The following is an 18306-nucleotide window of genomic DNA, read 5'->3' as shown; positions in this document are numbered from 1 at the left end:
AATGAAATAGCCCAGCGGAATGATCTCCGTTGGGCTATTGTTTTTTTAGTGAGAACCGGAAACAATTGCATCTTTCAAGCTTTTGAATTCATGCCATGATTCAACTGATAGATAGTTTCGGGCGTAAAATCGAGTATCTTCGGGTATCAGTGACTGACCGCTGCGATTTCCGCTGTTTTTACTGTATTCCCAAAGGCTTCAAAGGATTTATCGAATCAGATAATCGCCTTACCCTGGAAGAGTTTGTCCGGTTGATACGGATTTTCAGTGAACTGGGTGTGAGTAAATTTCGCCTGACAGGTGGAGAACCTCTGGTTCGCAAGGATATCGCCGATATGGTGCAGCAGATAGCGGTGTTGCCTGGGGTTGATGACCTCTCAATGAGCACCAATGCATCTCACTTGGCTGAGCACGCCGAGGTTTTGAAAAAGGCCGGTGTCAGCCGTATCAATGTTAGTCTTGATACACTAAAGCCCGATGTGTTCCGGGAGATTACCCAGAGCGAGCTTCAGCCTGTGCTCGATGGTCTAATGGCTGCCAAGAAAGCCGGATTGCACCCGATCAAGATCAATATGGTAGTGATGAAGGACCTCAATGTAGATGAGATCGGCAATATGGTCGATTTCTGTCTGGAACATGGCTTTACTCTCAGGTTCATTGAAACCATGCCGGTGGGTACGGCTGGCCAGGATGCCGTTGACCGCTATGTCAGTCTGGATGCGATTTGGAAAGACCTGGAGCAGCGTTTTGAGATGGAACCTGCAAGAATGACCGGGGCAGGGCCTGCCAAATATCTGAAGTTGGTGGGCAAGCGACTGAAAATCGGTTTTATCACCCCCATATCCCAGCACTTCTGCGAAGACTGCAATAGGGTGCGTCTCTCGTCTGAAGGGACTCTTTACCTCTGCCTAGGTCAGCAGGATAAGCTCGAGTTCCGCCCGCTTTTGCGCCAGGGGTTGACCGACGAGGAGCTGAAGGCTGCGATATCGGAAGCCATTCAGCGAAAACCAGAAAAGCATGAGTTCAACGATAATCCGGATCAGGTGGGGAGGGTTATGTCTGTGACGGGTGGCTGATTCTTTTAAAAAGCGGAACATAGAGATAACGGAAAACAGCAGAGTTTTTTATTGTTTCGTCAGGTTTCTGCGACTCACGATAGAATCTGACGAAAAATTACGAATAACAAGGATAGAGGTGTATCCCATTAGTCGGACAGGCATACGGACAGTTTAAGTGACTTCTGCAACAATGTTGAAAGACAGGAGCAGAAGATGAGAAGAAAACGTAGAAACCATAAACCCAGTTTTAAAGCCAAGGTAGCTATTGCTGGCTTGAAAGGAGATCTGACTATGGCGGAACAATCAGAGAAATTTGATGTTCACCTCAATCAGATCACAGAATGGAAAAAGCTGTTACTGGAAAATGCAGATCGTGCTTTTGGAGGGGATCAAAAACCCACTGAAAATTCAGAAGTAAAGATCAAAGAGTTGCATGCCAAGAATAGGTCGACTGACTATGGAGAATGATTTTTTATAACAAGGACTGGAAAGGATTCACGGTCCGAAAGGAAAAGGATGATTGATCGTCAGTATGAACTTCCGATTACGCGCCAGTGTCAGTTGCTGTCGCTGAACCGCTGGACTGTGTATTACCAGTCAAGAGCATAGGCCTCTGAAGAGGACTTGAAACTGATGCGGCATATTGATGAAATGGACATGAAACGGCCGTTCTATGGCAGTCGCAGAATTCGTGACTGGTTGTATGAAGAAGGGCATGAGATCAATCGCAAGCGTGTGCAGCGATTAATGCGCCAGATGGGTATTGCAGCACTGTATCCAAAGAAAAATACCAGTAAGCCCGGTAAAGGGCACAAAATTTATCCTTACTTGCTGAAGGTCCTGGAAATTAATCGGCCCAACCAGGTTTTCTGTTCGGATATCACGTATATCCCAATGGCCAAAGGATTTGTTTACCTGACGGTCATTATGGACTGGTATAGTCGCAAAGTGCTGTCCTGTCGAATATCCAACACCATGGACAGCGACTTTTGTGTTGATGCACTGGAAGAAGCGATAGAACGTTATGGTGCCCCCGAAATCTTTAATACAGACCAGGGCGCACAATTTACCAGTGAAGCTTTTACTGGAACATTGAAAGCAGCCAATATAAAAATCAGCATGGACGGTAAGGGGCGCTGGGTGGATAATATTTTTGTTGAACGCCTGTGGCGCAGCGTCAAGTATGAGGAAGTTTATCTCAAAGCTTATGATTCGGTTGTCGAAGCACGTTCAGGCATTGGTAAATATTTGAAATTCTACAATACTGAGCGAAAACATCAGGGGCTTGGCAAGACGCCAGATCAGGCGTATTTTGGTGAAATCACGTGGCAGGAAGCGGCGTAAGTAATGAGGATGAAAGTCACTTAAGCGACTGTCCAAATTGTGGGGCCATTCCTGATCTCAACGAGTTTCGGCAAATGCTGACCGTGATCTTGGTCAGCATTTGCCGAAACTCGTTGAGATCTTCTTCAGTTTTGATGTTTTTAGCGGCCGCTTGGGCTATCGCCTGGAGCTCTTTCTTGTCGATCAGCTGCCTATCCTCTCCCTTGTTTGGGTTTAATGATAGGCAATTACACAGAATTCAGGATAGTCTCGCATATTTACCTCGCTGATCCCAGCCGTACTCCATCAGCGTTCCCTGGTCCATTGCGGTCTCATTTATGCCAACCAAGGTGTATTCGAAGTCGCCCTGTGCAGCCCAGTAGGTACCACTGTCGCCATCACGCTAGATGGTTTCGGATTTCCATAGCCAATCATCCAGGGTGGCCTGAGGTCCAGACCAAACTGGTTGATCTGCTGGTCGCCTGTCGATATCCCCGTTCAGGTTGAACAGATGCTGTAGGACCAACACCTTGAACATCAGTACCGCATCGCAAGGCGGACGCCCACCTTTACTGGGACCACTGTTTTTATAAATTGAGCCCAACAATACCCGAAAAGCCTTCTAGTATACGGTCCTTTCCAGCCTTGGCAGCGGGTCTCCCAGTTGCTCAAGGAATTCAAGCCGGTCTTGATGATCAAAAAACTCAGCTGCATGGTTTTTATCAGCGGTTGGTTGAGTTAGTTACTATTGCCACTAATTTTATGATGGTTTTTAGAGGCTTCCATAGGACTGTTACATAATCATGGCTTTTCTTGAAGACCGTCTCATCAACACCGATACGTGTTGGGCTGATCTCTATTCTACGTGCCAGTCCTCGCTTAACCGCTCGCTGCATAATTCTATCAATGGCATTCCAACTCAGTCCCATCAATCGGGAGACTGCCGAGATGGACGCCTCTTTCAACCAGTCGATCACCAGTGCCTCAAACATTGCAGTAAATCCAGAGCCCGGTTCCGCCCAGGAAACTGGCACGGTGACCATCCCATGTTCTTCACACTTCACTCTGGGCGCATCTGCTACCAAAATAGTTTTGTACTGGCAGGTGTCCAGGTGCTGCCAGCGGCGCTTGCGTGAGTCACAGCCCGGTGAGATCTGCCCAGAGGTTAAACAACACTGCTTGGCACCTGCCTCCTGCTTAACCTGTACCGTTACCTCTCCCTCTGATAGAGCCAACTCCATACTGCTGACCTGCCAAGGGCTCTTGATACCTAGGATCTGGGCGTATAGATCTTTATCTCTCATAGGAGGGTACGTTAATCTACTCACTTAATCAGGGAAAGAGCCTAAAATATTACCTATTGAAAAATATGAATATTTCTACGCCATTTCTTTGCGTTCGCTGTGCCCTTTTTTTGTTTCCTCCCGCACAGCTGATACGCTGTGTCTGTATCATTTTGTGAGCAGCCAGCATTTTGTGTGTGTTGCATCTAGAAGGTGCGTAGGTATATGCCTATGCACGGATAGGAGACACCTCTTTTGAAATAGCTTATCCAGAGTAACTAAACAGTGAATTGCCTTATTGCGGTGCATAGACCGTTTGCCGAGCACCAATCTGAATCATGGTGGGCCGGAGTGGTTCCCTGGTAGCGCTGGATGAATATTACAACTCCTTTATGTACAGACTGATACCGCCCGATTAACGAAATTGGCACAACGGTTGCAGTAGGCTATCTCAATTGAAATGACGGGCCTCTCCCGGCCCAACATGCATGAGGTAGAGCATGAAAGAGCGTTTGGTACTTATCGGTAATGGCATGGCAGGCATTCGTACCCTGGAAGAGCTGATCAAGCTGGCACCGGAAAAATATGACATCATGGTGTTCGGCTCAGAGCCGCACCCCAATTACAACCGTATTCTGCTATCGCCGGTGCTGGCAGGTGAGAAGGCGTTTGACGAGATCATTCTTAATAGCTGCGAATGGTATAAAGAGAATGGCATCATTCTGCACACCGGTTCTCCGGTGGTAGAGATCGATCGGGTTGCCTGTAAGGTTGTCACTGCCGATGGAGTCGAGGCCGGATATGATCGTCTATTGCTCGCCACCGGTTCCAACCCCTTTATCATTCCCGTGCCCGGTGCTGAACTGAACGGGGTCACAGGGTTTCGTGATATCAAGGATGTAGAGACCATGCTCTCTGCAGCACAAAATCATAATAAGGCGGTGGTGATTGGTGGCGGTCTGTTGGGCCTGGAAGCCGCCAACGGCCTGAAGAAACAGGGTATGGATGTGACTGTGGCTCATCTGATGGATGCTCTGATGGAGCGCCAGCTGGATAAAGCCGCATCAGCCATGCTCAAAGCATCCCTTGAGCGGGATGGCATGAAGTTTTTGATGGAGGCTCAGACGGCGGCTATTATTGGAGACAAGCGGGTGGAAGCCATCCGTTTTGCCGACGATTCCGAGTTGGCTACCGATCTGGTGGTGATGGCGGTGGGTATTCGCCCCAATATTGAGCTGGCAAAAAATGCGGGTCTCTACAGTGAACGCGGTGTACTGGTCAGCGATACCATGCAGACTTTTGACCCTCAGATTTATGCTGTTGGTGAGTGTGTGCAGCACAGAAATGAGTGTTATGGGCTGGTGGCACCACTGTTTGAGCAGGCCAAGGTCTGTGCCAACCATCTGGCTGAAATGGGTTATGACCGTTATGAAGGGTCTGTGACTTCAACCAAGTTGAAAGTTACCGGTATCGATCTCTTCTCGGCAGGTAATTTTCAAGGTGATGACTCCACGGAAGACATTCTGTTCCAGGATCCTGCAGGTGGCATCTATAAGCGGCTGGTGGTCAAGGACAACAAGATCGAAGGTGCCGTGCTCTATGGTGACACGATCGATGGCGCATGGTACTTCCAGCTGATGCGGGCCGGAACCGATATCTCGGATATGCGTGATAAGCTGCTGTTTGGTCAGGTGCATTTGGATGATTCCGATCACGGAGGCCAGTCTCAGGCCTCGGCCATGAGTGACGATACCCAAGTGTGTGACTGCAATGGTGTCTGCAAGGGGGATATCGTCAAAGCCATTGCCGCTGAAGGGCTGTTTACCGTTGATGAAGTGAAGGCGCACACCAAGGCAGGTGCCTCCTGTGGTTCCTGTACCGGCCTAGTTGAACAGATTCTAGAGAGCACTCTGGATGATGATTACACCGTGCCTGAGTCAAAGTCGATCTGTGGCTGTACCGATTTCACCCACGATCAGGTGAAGGATGCGATCAAAGAGCATAGCCTGACATGGGTTCATGATCTGTTCGATCACCTTGAGTGGCGCAATCCTGATGGTTGTCATATCTGTCGGCCGGCAGTTAACTACTACATTATCTCCACTTGGCCGGAACAGAGTGAAGATGATGCCCAGTCCCGGTTTATTAATGAAAGGGCTCACGGCAATATCCAGAAAGATGGTTCATTTTCGGTCATTCCCAGGATGTGGGGTGGTCGCACTACGCCGGATGAGTTGCGTGCCATTGCCGATGCAGCGGAAAAATTTAATGTGGGTGAGATACACCTCACCGGCGGCCAGCGGATCAATATGCTTGGGGTGAAGAAGAGTGATCTTCCGGCGATGTGGTCTTTTTTGGCTGACCGCGGTATGGTTTCCGGTCACGCCTATGGCAAGGCATTGCGAACAGTTAAAACCTGCGTAGGCTCAGAGTGGTGCCGTTTCGGAACCCAGGACTCCACTGGGCTGGGTATCAAGCTGGAACAGCTCTCATGGGGCTCCTGGATGCCCCATAAATTCAAGATGGCCGTCTCCGGATGCCCCCGAAACTGTGCTGAAGCGACCATCAAGGATTTTGGTGTCGTCGCCATCGATTCGGGTTATGAATTGCATGTGGGCGGTAACGGCGGTGTGAAGCTGCGTGCCACGGATGTTCTCTGCCGGGTGAAAACCGAGGATGAGGTGCTGGAGATAGCTGGTGCCTTCTGCCAGCTCTATCGCGAAGAGGCACACTACCTTGAGAGAACCGCTCCATGGGTGGAACGAGTCAGCCTAGGCCACATCAAAGCGTACCTGCTGGATGATGAGATGAGTCGGAAAGCACTCTATGACCGCTTCCTGTTATCCCAGAAGAAAGCCCAGGATGATCCCTGGACAGCACGCGCCGAAGGGGCTGAAGCCCATGAATTTACCCCGATGAAAGAGATTGGAGCCTGATTATGTCTTCCGCAATGAGTGAAAACTGGATTGAGATAGGAAAGCTGGATGATATTCCCGTTTTGGGATCGAGGGTGATTAAAACCGGAAAAAACGGGGAGATCGCCATTTTTCGCACCGCTGATGATCGAGTATTTGCTATCGCCAACAGTTGTCCTCACAAAAAGGGTCCGCTATCCGATGGGATCGTTCACGGTCACCGGGTCACCTGCCCACTTCATAACTGGGTTTTAGAGCTGGAAAACGGTGAAGTTATGGCTCCGGATGTTGGTTGCGTGCCAACTTACCCTGTTCGTCTGGACAGAGATGTAGTATATCTGTCCATCTGAAGGTTTTTTTTACACCCATTACAGAAAGTTAAACCGGCCATTGATAAGAACCGGGGTGGTAATAAATCAACAGAGGAAAAATTCATGCAGGTTAGAGAAGTAATGAGCGGGTCTCCAAAGACAGTCACACCGGTAAACCATATTGCTGGAGGTGGTGTCATTGATGTGTCTCTATCGCTATAGCGGTCTACCCGTTATGAGGGGGGACAAGATGGTCGGCTTTATTGCAGAAAAAGATGTGCTGCACCGGCTTTTCCCCACCCTGGAAGATATGATGTCAGAAGGACTTGGCGGCATCGACTTCGATGAAATGATGGGCAAATATAAGGATGTGGTGAATCTCAAGGTTAAAGACCTGATGATAAACAATGTTGTTACCGTTTCACCTGATGACCACATTCTTAAGGCAGCCACTACGTATGGTGCGTCACAAATTCCGTCGCATACCAATAGCCGAAGCCGGCAAGCTTGTTGGCGTGCTCAGCCTGGGTGATGTGCATAAGGCGGTATTCCAAGAGAATATCCATAGCGGTACTCTGTAAATAGCACTGTTTTCGGATAGCCACTTAAATTTAAGAGTGGCTGGTTAAATTCAACAATCAATAAAGCCACGGGATGCCTGAAGGTGTCTCGGGGCTTTTTTATATCCTCCATGTTAAATTACATCCAAAAGTACCCCGCCAGAAAGTACCTCACCATTTGCACTGAAAAGTGGCCCACCTAATCAAGCCGGATTATGGCTCATTTCTTGGGTTTCCGTTTGGTTTCTCTCTCCGTATTGCGGGTTTCGATGATATGGCAGTGATGGGTCAGCCGATCAAGCAGTGCAGTCATCTTTTCATCACCAAAGAGATTCGACCATTTAATGAAGCTGACATTGGTGGTAATAATGACGCGGGTGCGTCCCATACAGCTTGCTGAGAAGATGGAATAACAAAGCACCACCTGCTTGGCTAAAGGGAAGATAACCCGGTTCACCAGGAGTCACGAGATCCGCATGCATCAACCTGTTAGCCATTGCCCCCTGTTTACCGGGTTGTTTCTCCTGCTCCAGCAGGTTAACCAGCTCAATAGTTGATAAAAAGCGAATAGGTTTATGATGGTGCTGAAGGCCTGCACCGCGACTGTAGTCATCAGGAGGGTTTCACCGGTACCAGGCCCACAAAAACGATGCTCTGGGCCTCTTCCATAAATTCACAGTGATGCAGTGCAGTAATCAGTTCTTCGTTTACCTGACTTTGGATAAAATCAAAGCCTGCCAGCTCACTCGGTCAGAGAATTTATCCTACGCTGGTAAGGCTTCTTCCTCGGTGATGGACTGGTAACTCTTTTTCAAATCAGCCGCCACAGGCTTGTAGTCTTTCCAGGGCACCTACTTCATCGAGTTCCGTAGCATATGCACAAATACACAGCTGGATATTCGGAAAAGCCGTGTTGATTGCATCAGGAAAGCCCTTTAAGCCATCGGCACAGGCAATCAAAATATCCTCCACACCGCGATTCTGAAGCTCTGTCAGCACGTTCAGCCAGAACTTGGCACCCTCATTCTCCGACAGCCACATCCTCGATGATTCCTTGTGGCCTTCCAGGTTGACGCCCAAAGCGGGGTAAATTGCTTTGTTGATCATTTTCTTGTATTGCCGGATTTTAATGACAATGCTGTTCAGATAAACAACAGGCTGAATCGCATCCAGGGGGCGAGATTGCCATTCGACAACCTGCTCGATAACCGCATCAGTAACTTTGGATATGAGCGTGGCGGAGACATCGGCTCCGTACATTTCCTTGAATGTCGTGACGATTTCGCGGGTCGTCATACCCTGAGCATACAAGAAGAGGATCTTGTCATCCATTGAGGTAAATCGACGCTGGTGCTTTTTAACCAGTCGGGGTTTAAAGCTGCCCGCTCTATCTCGTGGAGTATCCTGTTCAAACTGGCCATCCTCCGTTTGCAAGGTCTTGCCAGTAGTGCCGTTGCGGCTATTACTCGCTTCGGACTGTTCATGTTTGGCAAAGCCAGGATGATCAGCCGGTTCAACGTTGAGTGCTGCATCGACCGTGATTTTTGGCAGCATTTGCCGAAACTCGTTGAGATCTTCTTCAGTTTTGATGTCATTAGCGGCCGCCTGGGCTATCGTCTGGAGCTCTTTCTTGTCGATCATCTGCCTATCCTGGGTAGTTACTCAGAATTTAGGACTGTCTTCAAATTTCAGATGAGCAGATCGTGGCTGTACTGCGCGATGCAGAGGCAAAACGGCCGTGGCGGCAGCACGCAAACACGGCGTATCGGAGCAGTCGATCTACCGTTGGCGCAACAAGTATGCCGGGATGGAAGTTTCAGATGTGCGGGAGCTAAAGCGAGTCAAGGATGAGAACATGCGGCTCAAAAAGCTGCTAGCAGAACGTGACCTGGAAGTAGAGGTCATGAAGGAGATACAAGCAAAAAAGTGGTGAGCCCCCGCGCGAAGCGCGCCATGGCATTGTTTGCTATTGAACGGGGCCTTAGCCAAAGGCGAGCAAGCTGGCTTTGTACGACACCGCGATCGGGGCTTCATTATAGTTCAAAACGAGAACGTCGTGACCGGCATCTGTCGGCCGCGTTGCGTGTAGTGGTGCGGGAGGATCCCAGTTGGGGCTATCGTTTATCAGGCGCCTATCTGCGGCTCAGAGGTTGGCAGGTAAACAACAAACGCGTATATCGACTCTGGCGGCTTAATGGCCTGTGTTTGCCGCCTTATCGCCCTCGACGGAAGATTCGCACTGGGGTAAAACTGGAGGGATTGGCGCTACGACGGAATGATGTGTGGGCATGGGATTTCGTACATGACCGCTATCATGACGCAGAGCCTCTGCGGTGCTTGACGGTCAAGGACGAAGCAACCGGTTATTGTCTGGCAATCAAAACTGGTCGATACCTACAGAGGCAACACGTGAAAGCGGTGCTACGTGAATTAATCATTCGCTACGGAATTCCCCGAGCCATTCGCAGCGACAACGGAGCTGAGCTGTTGGCCCTCGTACTGCGCGAGGAACTGGAAAAGCATGATATTAAGCTAGCCAATATTGAACCGGGAAAACCCTGGCAAAATGGCAGCAATGAAAGCTTCAACGGCATTTTCCGCTAAGGAGTGTTTAAATGCAGAGATATTTGGTAGCCTGACCGAAGCCAGAGTTGTTATTGAACAGTGGCGTTGCCGATATAATGAGCGGCGACCCCACAGTTCACAACACTACGTCACGCCAGAGATGGCGTATTTTGGATTACGTGAAATGCGGAGAACCTAACACGCCAAGTGGCCATAGAATGGGGGCATTTCACAGGACCTGGGCATATAGATATTTGTCTCTCATAGGGGTACGTTAACCTAACCACTCTTAGGGAAAGAGCCTAATAACCAATGCGCAGAGTTTTGCCTGTTCAGCTCTCAAGCCACTGTAGATGCTGTCTACCCAGATGTATATCCAGCGAGCTTTGTCCAATCTGGTGGCACACCAATCCAGACACTCCTGTGCCCATACCTGCTTCAGTCAGGAAACCGCACTGGCAGATAACCCTTTTGCTTCCGGGCCGGCCCGCACCTTGAGTGCTTCCCCCATTTCACCGCAGCTTACACCCTTGAGATACAGCCAGGAAATCGCGGCTTCCAGCGAACGGGTTTTGCGAATATAGAGGGGGGCGACGCAGCGTGGAAAGTGATCGGGTCTCTAGATCTAGATCGTACCTTGAGTACCTTCACGGTCACTGGACCTATGTCTGTTTGGATGACTCGTTCCGGCAGGTAACCATTGCGTACGACAGCAGCATGACCATGCTCGGTTTGTTGTTCGGCAACTGGGGTAACAAGGCTTGCAACTCCGTTTCTATCGCTTGTTCAATCAGCTTTCGGGCTCCCATTCTGTGCAACTCTGTCAGTGGATCAGCGATCTGCTCTCGATCTTCGATCGAAACAACTGTATTCTTATCCGTGGTGGCGTACCTCAGTTAGTTGTTTGATTACTTTGCAGTTTCAAATCAACTAGGTACGCTGTTTTTTTCGGTGCCTGTCAAACGCCACTTTCAGTTATACCTCGCATATGATCCCGAATCGCTTCAATGACTTTTTGCCCCTGAACTTCAGTCAGGCGACGGTGCCGCACTTTTTGGTCCTCGCTTCGCGATGGCCAGGGCTTCTTCATCACTAACACGATAGCGCTTATGCAAGTCCAGCCGTATTTGGATGAACATTCAATAAGCCGCCTATTTCCTTAAAGCTCTTTCCTTGCAGGCGGAGCTGAACGGCTTGCTGTCTCAGGAGTTCTTGTTGCTCAGTGCCGAGTTTGCGTGCACCTATTCTCATACAGGCATTATATCAATATGTAAATGTCCGCCGGGTTAATAATCTGCGTATTGAATCGGTGCTGCAACTCCAGCGTATATCCCCCGAACATGAAGAGTGTTACAGCGTGAAGCTGATCGGGTACCTTCCTGGTGGTCACCACTCACACGGCAAATGGCAAAGTTCAGTTGTTGGCAGAGGGACAGCATTATGCGGTGCGCATGCTTTATGGTAGTGATGTGCAAGGGTTTGTCGCCACGGTTCTCTATATATTATCGAAGCCTTACCTCCATCTGCATAATAAGCTACTTTGAAGAGATCGAGAGCATTGCTGTACGCAATGCTGAGAGGGTGGATGTCAATATGCCGGGGCTGGCCCACAATACTCATGATCCCAACAGCGATGAATATTGACACCCGATATTGATCAAGGGTCTCAGTCTCACCGGTATGCGATTAGAGAGTCTCGAGCTATTGGGCTGGAAGGGTGAGGTGCCGCAGCTAAGTTTTCAGTTGAAGGTATGCGGTGGGGAAAAGCGACTAAGCTTGCTTGGAAAAATACGTAACCGCAACCTGAAGGGCTCCTAAAGTGATGACGATGATCCCAGGCACTCTACCTGCCTCTCATTTCTGCAGGTCAATCGAATGCAGGAGATTATAGTCGGTTGTCATGTATTGGAGCTGATTGCGTGGGGAAATCTGGCACGATAGCGCCAGACCTTTAAACAAGGTGCGAAGATTGTAGGGTGCAGCCTGTGCAGGTTGCACCCCAGGTCTCTATTGGAAAACAGTAATCTCTGAGCCCCAGTTACTTATGTTCAAATAGGTCACTAAATAGGCTTTGCTTTACCGGTTTCCAGTGCATCGAGATAACGCTCGGCATCCAGTGCCGACATACAACCCGCGCCGGCAGAAGTGACCGCCTGCTTATACACGTGGTCCATTACATCGCCCGCAGCAAAAACACCCTCGATGCTGGTTTGGGTTGCTTTGCCATCGATCCCGCCCTGTACTGTCAGGTAGCCATGCTGCATATCCAGATGGCCTTCGAACAGGTCGGTATTGGGTTTGTGCCCAATCGCGATAAAGATGCCCTGAAGATCGATCTCCCGGGTGGAGCCGTCTTTCACGCTTTTGATTCGCATTCCGGTAACACCGGTCTGGTCTCCCAATACTTCATCCAGCACGTGATCCCATTCGATGGTGATGTTCCCATCCTTGGCTTTTTTAATTAGCTGGTCGGCAAGAATTTTCTCTGAACGGAATTGATCCCTGCGATGTACAATGACAACCTTTTTAGCAATGTTGGAGAGGTAGAGTGCCTCCTCGATTGCTGTGTTGCCGCCGCCGATAATGGCGACTTTCTGGTCTCGGTAGAAAAAGCCGTCACAGGTGGCGCAGGCGGAAACGCCGCGCCCTTTGAAGGCCTCTTCCGACTCCATGCCCAGATATTGGGCGGAGGCACCGGTACAGATAATCAGAGCGTCACAGGTGTAAACATGCTGATCACCCGACAGAGTGAAAGGGCGCTTGCTTAAATCCGCGGTGTGGATATGATCGAATATCACCTCGGTATCGAAACGCTCGGCATGCTTGAGCATACGGTCCATCAGTTCTGGACCTTGAACACCTGCATGATCGCCAGGCCAATTATCCACGTCAGTGGTGGTGGTGAGCTGGCCACCTTGTTCCATCCCGGTGACCAGTACAGGATCAAGATTAGCTCTTGCTGCATAGACAGCGGCTGTGTATCCCGCTGGTCCTGACCCCAGGATAAGCAGACGGCAATGTTTTGTATCGGTCATGTATAATCACTCCAGGTTAAACGGTGCAGACTGTCCGGTTCCAGCAACAGCCAAGCTTCAATTGTGGTGAATTTTACGTAATGTAATGCAGAGGGTAAAGCTGGCTTAGTTTATTAAGCCATAGAACTGCTCTGTTTTTTTGCTGTTTCATAATTTTGCGAAATTAGACTAGATTAGTCTTCTAAGTGTATAATTAAAATCTATATTTTATGGGGAATAAGGTGGCACAAGCTAGTCGCACAGATCAGACACTCGATGCTCAAAGCTCACATGCAGGGCAGAGGTTGCGTGAGGGTGCGCTATTGCTGCTTATCGCTGTGGTTGCCTATCTAATGCTTTCACTGGTGACCTATTCATCCAATGATCCTGGCTGGTCTTATACCGGTCCGCGTAACCAGGTGCTCAATGGCGGAGGGCCTGTCGGTGCCTGGTTCGCCGATGTGTTTCTCTATCTATTTGGCCTTTTCGGTTTTCTTTTCCCGTTAATGATCGGCTGGGGTGGCTGGCTGATTATTAAAGAGCGTAATCTGGATAACAGCGTCAACATCCATCTTATTGCACTGCGTTGGATCGGTTTTATTCTAACGCTGGGTGCGGGTTGCAGTCTGACCGCCATGCATCTTTCCCACATCAGCCTTGAACTGCCCGGCGGCGTTGGTGGAATACTGGGCAGTTTTCTCCAGAGTGGTTTGGTCAATGTTTTCAGCTTTGCCGGTGGAACACTGCTGGCGCTGGCATTGGTGCTTTCGGGTTTTACCCTGTTTACCGGCATCTCCTGGTTCACGGTCATGGATCGTATTGGAGAAATGGTGTTGTGGCTGTTTCGCAAGCTCTCGTCCGCCTGGATGAAAATTATCGAAGCCCGCAGGGCAAGGGATGTGAAAAAACAGCGCAGTGAAGTGTTCAAAGTGGAAAAGAGGAAGATCGAAAAGCGCAAGCCGCCAAAAAATGAACCGATCATTCGCGCAGTCAAGCCGAGCGAACGGATTGAAAAAGAGCGCCAGGTGCCGCTATTTGAGCCAACTACGGAAGGTAGTCTGCCGCCATTGGCTCTTTTGGATGATGCCAAGCCGAGCGGTATGGGCTATTCAAATGAGGCCCTTGAGGCACTCTCAAGACAGGTAGAGCTGAAACTGAAGGATTTTGGTGTAGAGGCCGAGGTAGTTGCTGTATTGCCAGGCCCGGTAATTACCCTGTTTGAGCTGCATCTGGCACCCGGTACCAAGGCCAGCAAAATCACTAATCTGGCCAAAGATCTGGCCCGCGCGCTTTCCACCATCAGTGTCCGGGTGGTGGAGGTGATCCCAGGGAAATCGGTAATCGGTATCGAAATTCCCAATGAACACCGCGAGATGGTCTACCTGAGTGAGGTGCTTAAGTCCGAGGCATACGATGAAGCAAAATCACCACTGACACTGGCCCTGGGCAAGGATATCTCTGGCAATCCATCGGTGGCCGATCTTGGTAAAATGCCTCACGCATTGATTGCCGGTACCACCGGTTCAGGCAAATCCGTTGCCGTTAATGCCATGATATTGAGCCTGCTGTATAAATCGTCGCCACAGGAAGTGCGGCTGATCATGGTTGACCCGAAGATGCTGGAGTTATCGGTTTATGAAGGAATTCCTCATCTGTTGACACCGGTTGTGACCGATATGAAGGAGGCCGCCAACGCTCTACGCTGGTGTGTGGGTGAGATGGAACGCCGTTATCGCCTGATGGCATCCCTTGGTGTGCGGAATATTGCTGGATACAACAAAAAAGTCGTCGATGCAGAGAAGCGGGGTGAATCGATCGCTGATCCGCTGTTTCAGCCGGACCCCCTGATTGAGGCGGAACAGATACCCAATTTGACCACCTTGCCCTATATCGTGGTCGTCATCGATGAGTTGGCCGATATGATGATGGTGGTGGGCAAGAAGGTTGAAGAGCTGATTGCACGACTGGCGCAGAAAGCTCGGGCTTCAGGTATTCATCTGCTGCTGGCGACCCAGCGTCCATCGGTGGATGTCATCACCGGATTGATTAAAGCTAACATTCCCACGCGCATCGCTTTTCAGGTCTCATCCCGAATCGATTCCCGCACCATTCTCGACCAGATGGGTGCCGAACATCTGTTGGGTAATGGCGATATGCTCTACATGCCACCAGGAGGTAATATCCCGCAACGCATTCATGGGGCATTTGTCGATGATAATGAAGTCCACCGGGTGGTGGCGCATTTAAAGAAAACCGGCAAACCTGACTACATTGATACCATTCTTCTGGAACCAACAGAGGCAATCCCTGGTCTCTCTGGAGAGAGCGGTGATGTTGAAGATGTCGATCCCCTCTACGATGAGGCCGTGCAGATCGTTACCGAAACACGGCGTGCCTCCATCTCAGGTGTGCAGCGGCGCCTGAAGATTGGTTATAACCGCGCGGCCAGATTGGTCGAAGAGATGGAGCGAACCGGTATAGTGACGCCGGCACAGAGCAACGGAAACAGAGAGGTGTTGGCGCCTCCACCACCAGCGAGATGAAGGTGATAAATCGTATTATTTTAAGCCGGTTGATGCCGGTAGTATGGTTCCTGTTCTTCCCTGTCACGGCGATGGCGGCAACAGGGGTTGAGCAGATGACACGCTTTCTTGATCAACTGCAGAGTATGGAAGCCGGTTTCGAACAATCGGTGCTCGATCAGAATCAACAGCAGGCAATTCGCTCACAAGGGATATTTTATCTCCAGCGCCCCGGTAAATTCCGCTGGGACTATTCTGAACCGGACAAGCAGCAGATCATTGCCGATGGTCGGCAGGTGTGGCTGTACGACCCCGAACTCGAACAGGTGAGTGTTCAATCCCAGAGCAGAGCACTGCGGGGTACTCCCGCCATGCTACTGGTCGGTGGTGACCCGGTAGAAAATCACTTTGAGGTGATCGATATTGGTAACAGCCGTGGATTCACCTGGGTGGAATTGATTCCCCGGGACGAAGAGAGCCAGTTTATCCGAATTCTTCTGGCTTTTACCGAAAATCAATTGAGACGCATGGAGATGGCTGACAAATTTGGCCAGCTTACCCGTTTCCAGTTTTATGATATCAAGCAGAATCCTGAATTCAGTGATAGCTTTTTTGTCTTCAATGCCCCTGGCGAATTTGATATCTACCGGCCTTAATATAACTTGCCCGTGATCGACAGCGACCTCTTTTCAGCCTCGGATATAGAAGGGATACGTCCGCTGGCTGACCGCATGCGGCCACGAAAACTCTCTGAATTTCTCGGGCAGTCCCATATCGTGGGTGAGGGAAAACCGCTGCGTATGGCAATCGAGTCCGACCGCCTCCACTCGATGATCTTTTGGGGGCCTCCGGGAACAGGAAAAACCACCCTGGCCAGCCTTATTGCCCGACATTCAGGGGCAGAATTCATCAGTCTGTCGGCTGTATTGTCCGGTGTAAAAGATATTCGGAATGCCGTCGAACAAGCACGCAGAACTCAGGCAGCAGGGCGTGCGACACTACTTTTTATCGACGAGGTACATCGCTTTAATAAGGCCCAGCAGGATGCCTTTCTTCCCCATGTGGAAAATGGAACCGTGGTCTTTATCGGTGCCACCACAGAAAACCCATCCTTTGAACTGAATAATGCACTGCTCTCCCGAGCCCGGATCTATGTGCTCAAAAGTCTGAGCAGTGATGAGTTGGAACAGGTCATTGTTCAGACGCTGGCGGATTCTGAAAGAGGGCTGGGCGACAGTGGCATAGAGTTGGCTCCAGAGTTAGGTCGATTACTTGCAGAAGCAGCAGACGGTGATGCTAGAAGGGCGCTTAATTTACTGGAGATTGCCTCTGACCTATCCGATGACGGAGTTATTTCCAGGAAAACGGTAGAGGAGGTTGCCGTTGGCGGTCACCGCCGGTTTGATAAAGGCGGGGAGGCATTTTACGATCAGATATCAGCCCTGCATAAATCTGTGCGAGGTTCTGCCCCTGATGCTGCACTCTATTGGTTCTGCCGAATGGTGGATGGCGGCTGCGATTCCCTCTATATTGCACGGCGGGTTGTTCGCATGGCATCGGAAGACATCGGCAACGCAGACCCCCGCGGTCTGACCATTGCGCTGAGTGCCTGGGAGACTCAGGAGCGTCTTGGCAGCCCCGAGGGAGAATTGGCCATTGCCCAAGCGGTTATCTATCTCGCCTGTGCCCCGAAAAGCAATGCAGTCTATATGGCCTATAACGCTGCGATGAAAGAGATCCGCGAATCCGGTAGCCATGAGATCCCTATTCACTTGAGAAATGCCCCGACCCGGCTGATGAAAGAGCTTGGATACGGCAAGGCTTATCGGTATGCCCATGATGAGCCTGATGGTTATGCAGCAGGGGAGCGCTATTTTCCGGAAGAGATGGGAGAACGTCGTTACTATCAACCTGTTGATCGTGGTCTGGAGATAAAAATCGGCGAAAAGCTACAGCGCCTTGAAGAATTGGATAGAAAAGCAGAGATAGACGCAGTGAAAAAAACGGAATAATTATCCCTCTCTCTCAGTAAGTGTAAAATACCCCGTTTGGCCCCATCAGGAGAAATCATTTGTCCCAGGTTCTGACCATAGCTGCAGGCGGTGCTGCCGGAGCCTTGATGCGTTTCTGGGTCTCTAATGGTATCTATGCAGTTGTAGGGCGGGAGTTCCCCTATGGAACACTGGTGGTGAATCTGCTGGGTTCCCTGGTTATGGGTTTCTTGTATGTGTTTTTCCTGGAACGAATGAGTGTGAGCCCCGAACTGAGAGGTGCGCTGCTGATCGGCTTTCTCGGCGCTTTTACCACCTTCTCTACTTTCTCTATTGAGACCATTAATCTGATAGAGCAGGCAGACTACCTCAAAGCTGGCCTGAATATGATGATCTCTGTTTCAGCCTGCGTTTTCGCCTGCTGGATAGGGTTGATCATCGGGAGACAGATATGACGATAAACAATGTCACTATGGTCCGAATCTACCTCACAGAGGGTGAGCACCAGTTTCAGCGTCTGATGGAGTTGCTGCACGATGAGGAGAAAGTGCGCGGCGTGACCACTTTTCGCGGGATTGCCGGTTTTGGGCAGTCGGGAGAGATGCACTCCTCAACTCTATTGGATATGTCGCTCAATCTGCCGCTGGTGCTTGAGTTTTTCGACGAGCCGGAAAAAGTGGCGAAGGTTCTTGAGCATCTGAATACTTTGGTTAAACCGGGCCAGATAGTAAGCTGGCCCGCTGTCGTTAATAGTGGTGAATAGA

Annotated in this window: 17 protein-coding genes and 5 pseudogenes; 14 read left to right on the top strand and 8 right to left on the bottom strand. The window is 50.1% G+C overall.

The genetic code is table 11. The annotated features are described in order from the left end of the window. Positions 1-95: 95 nt before the first annotated feature. The gene (gene moaA, locus MN084_RS08270) at positions 96-1076 is read left to right on the top strand and encodes a GTP 3',8-cyclase MoaA (protein WP_241087294.1); all 981 of its coding nucleotides are present in this window, start codon (positions 96-98) and stop codon (positions 1074-1076) included. Between the two features lie 195 nt (positions 1077-1271). Further along, positions 1272-2402: pseudogene (locus MN084_RS08265) on the top strand (IS3 family transposase). A gap of 61 nt (positions 2403-2463) precedes the next feature. On the opposite strand, the pseudogene MN084_RS19565 reads toward MN084_RS08265, so the two are convergent. The 3 genes and pseudogenes from MN084_RS19565 to MN084_RS08255 all read right to left on the bottom strand — a co-directional run. Continuing rightward, positions 2464-2586 (bottom strand): annotated as a pseudogene (locus MN084_RS19565) (IS256 family transposase); the annotation flags it as partial. A 198-nt stretch (positions 2587-2784) separates the two neighbouring features. Beyond that, complete coding sequence (locus MN084_RS08260) at positions 2785-2919, bottom strand: hypothetical protein (protein ID WP_330178474.1); 135 nt, start codon at positions 2917-2919, stop codon at positions 2785-2787. Positions 2920-3103: 184 nt separating this feature from the next. Continuing rightward, on the bottom strand, positions 3104-3685 hold the full coding sequence (locus MN084_RS08255) for a helix-turn-helix domain-containing protein (protein ID WP_241087296.1): 582 nt from the start codon (positions 3683-3685) through the stop codon (positions 3104-3106). Between the two features lie 479 nt (positions 3686-4164). Between MN084_RS08255 and nirB the strand changes: the two genes are divergently transcribed. The 4 genes from nirB to MN084_RS08235 all read left to right on the top strand — a co-directional run bounded on the left by nirB (position 4165) and on the right by MN084_RS08235 (position 7471). After that, positions 4165-6600 (top strand): nitrite reductase large subunit NirB, encoded by a 2436-nt coding sequence (gene nirB, locus MN084_RS08250; protein ID WP_241087297.1) that lies wholly within the window; start codon positions 4165-4167, stop codon positions 6598-6600. Between the two features lie 2 nt (positions 6601-6602). Then, positions 6603-6929 carry a nitrite reductase small subunit NirD gene (gene nirD / locus MN084_RS08245; RefSeq protein ID WP_241087298.1) on the top strand — a complete coding sequence of 109 codons (327 nt, stop codon included), beginning with the start codon at positions 6603-6605 and terminating at the stop codon, positions 6927-6929. 163 nt (positions 6930-7092) lie between these two features. Further along, positions 7093-7422 (top strand): CBS domain-containing protein, encoded by a 330-nt coding sequence (locus MN084_RS08240; RefSeq protein ID WP_330178533.1) that lies wholly within the window; start codon positions 7093-7095, stop codon positions 7420-7422. Continuing rightward, a complete protein-coding gene (locus MN084_RS08235; RefSeq protein WP_241087398.1) occupies positions 7379-7471 on the top strand; it encodes a hypothetical protein in 93 nt (30 codons plus the stop codon). Before MN084_RS08240 ends, MN084_RS08235 begins: the two co-directional genes overlap by 44 nt. A gap of 235 nt (positions 7472-7706) precedes the next feature. On the opposite strand, the pseudogene MN084_RS08230 reads toward MN084_RS08235, so the two are convergent. Next, a pseudogene (locus MN084_RS08230) lies at positions 7707-8194 on the bottom strand (ATP-binding protein); the annotation flags it as partial. Positions 8195-8217: 23 nt separating this feature from the next. Beyond that, positions 8218-9088 (bottom strand): annotated as a pseudogene (locus MN084_RS08225) (IS256 family transposase); the annotation flags it as partial. A gap of 100 nt (positions 9089-9188) precedes the next feature. On the opposite strand from MN084_RS08225, the gene MN084_RS08220 reads away from it, so the two are divergent. The 3 genes from MN084_RS08220 to MN084_RS08210 are packed head-to-tail and all read left to right on the top strand — an operon-like array spanning position 9189 to position 10214. Continuing rightward, the gene (locus MN084_RS08220; protein WP_241087299.1) at positions 9189-9383 is read left to right on the top strand and encodes a transposase; all 195 of its coding nucleotides are present in this window, start codon (positions 9189-9191) and stop codon (positions 9381-9383) included. Positions 9384-9403: 20 nt separating this feature from the next. Beyond that, positions 9404-10054: a DDE-type integrase/transposase/recombinase gene (locus tag MN084_RS08215; protein WP_330178473.1), complete on the top strand. Its 651-nt coding sequence runs from the start codon at positions 9404-9406 to the stop codon at positions 10052-10054. Beyond that, entirely contained in the window at positions 10026-10214 is a 189-nt protein-coding gene (locus MN084_RS08210; protein ID WP_241086284.1) for a transposase, read from the top strand. The genes MN084_RS08215 and MN084_RS08210 overlap by 29 nt, the downstream gene beginning before the upstream one ends. Before the next feature lie 105 nt (positions 10215-10319). Here the strand turns inward: MN084_RS08210 and MN084_RS19560 are convergent. From MN084_RS19560 to trxB, 3 genes and pseudogenes are all read right to left on the bottom strand, one after another. Beyond that, positions 10320-10911, bottom strand: a pseudogene (locus MN084_RS19560) (transposase); the annotation flags it as partial. A 211-nt stretch (positions 10912-11122) separates the two neighbouring features. Continuing rightward, positions 11123-11266 (bottom strand): helix-turn-helix domain-containing protein, encoded by a 144-nt coding sequence (locus tag MN084_RS19555; protein ID WP_445083921.1) that lies wholly within the window; start codon positions 11264-11266, stop codon positions 11123-11125. 809 nt (positions 11267-12075) lie between these two features. Beyond that, positions 12076-13050 carry a thioredoxin-disulfide reductase gene (gene trxB / locus MN084_RS08205; RefSeq protein WP_241087301.1) on the bottom strand — a complete coding sequence of 325 codons (975 nt, stop codon included), beginning with the start codon at positions 13048-13050 and terminating at the stop codon, positions 12076-12078. Between the two features lie 209 nt (positions 13051-13259). Between trxB and MN084_RS08200 the strand changes: the two genes are divergently transcribed. The 5 genes from MN084_RS08200 to MN084_RS08180 all read left to right on the top strand — a co-directional run bounded on the left by MN084_RS08200 (position 13260) and on the right by MN084_RS08180 (position 18305). After that, complete coding sequence (locus tag MN084_RS08200; RefSeq protein ID WP_277400517.1) at positions 13260-15572, top strand: DNA translocase FtsK; 2313 nt, start codon at positions 13260-13262, stop codon at positions 15570-15572. Between the two features lie 2 nt (positions 15573-15574). Next, positions 15575-16207, top strand: a complete 633-nt coding sequence (lolA, locus tag MN084_RS08195; protein WP_330178472.1) for an outer membrane lipoprotein chaperone LolA — start codon at positions 15575-15577, stop codon at positions 16205-16207. A 75-nt stretch (positions 16208-16282) separates the two neighbouring features. Continuing rightward, a complete protein-coding gene (locus tag MN084_RS08190) occupies positions 16283-17563 on the top strand; it encodes a replication-associated recombination protein A (RefSeq protein ID WP_241087399.1) in 1281 nt (426 codons plus the stop codon). A gap of 59 nt (positions 17564-17622) precedes the next feature. Further along, complete coding sequence (gene crcB, locus MN084_RS08185; RefSeq protein WP_241087304.1) at positions 17623-17997, top strand: fluoride efflux transporter CrcB; 375 nt, start codon at positions 17623-17625, stop codon at positions 17995-17997. After that, positions 17994-18305 carry a DUF190 domain-containing protein gene (locus MN084_RS08180; protein WP_241087305.1) on the top strand — a complete coding sequence of 104 codons (312 nt, stop codon included), beginning with the start codon at positions 17994-17996 and terminating at the stop codon, positions 18303-18305. The genes crcB and MN084_RS08180 overlap by 4 nt, the downstream gene beginning before the upstream one ends. The last annotated feature ends 1 nt before the right edge of the window (position 18306 follow it).

Source organism: Candidatus Vondammii sp. HM_W22 (assembly GCF_022530855.2).
Classification (GTDB): Bacteria; Pseudomonadota; Gammaproteobacteria; order Chromatiales; family Chromatiaceae; genus Vondammii.
Note: the sequence above shows the minus strand (reverse complement) of the source record. Positions and strands in the feature narration are given on the sequence as shown.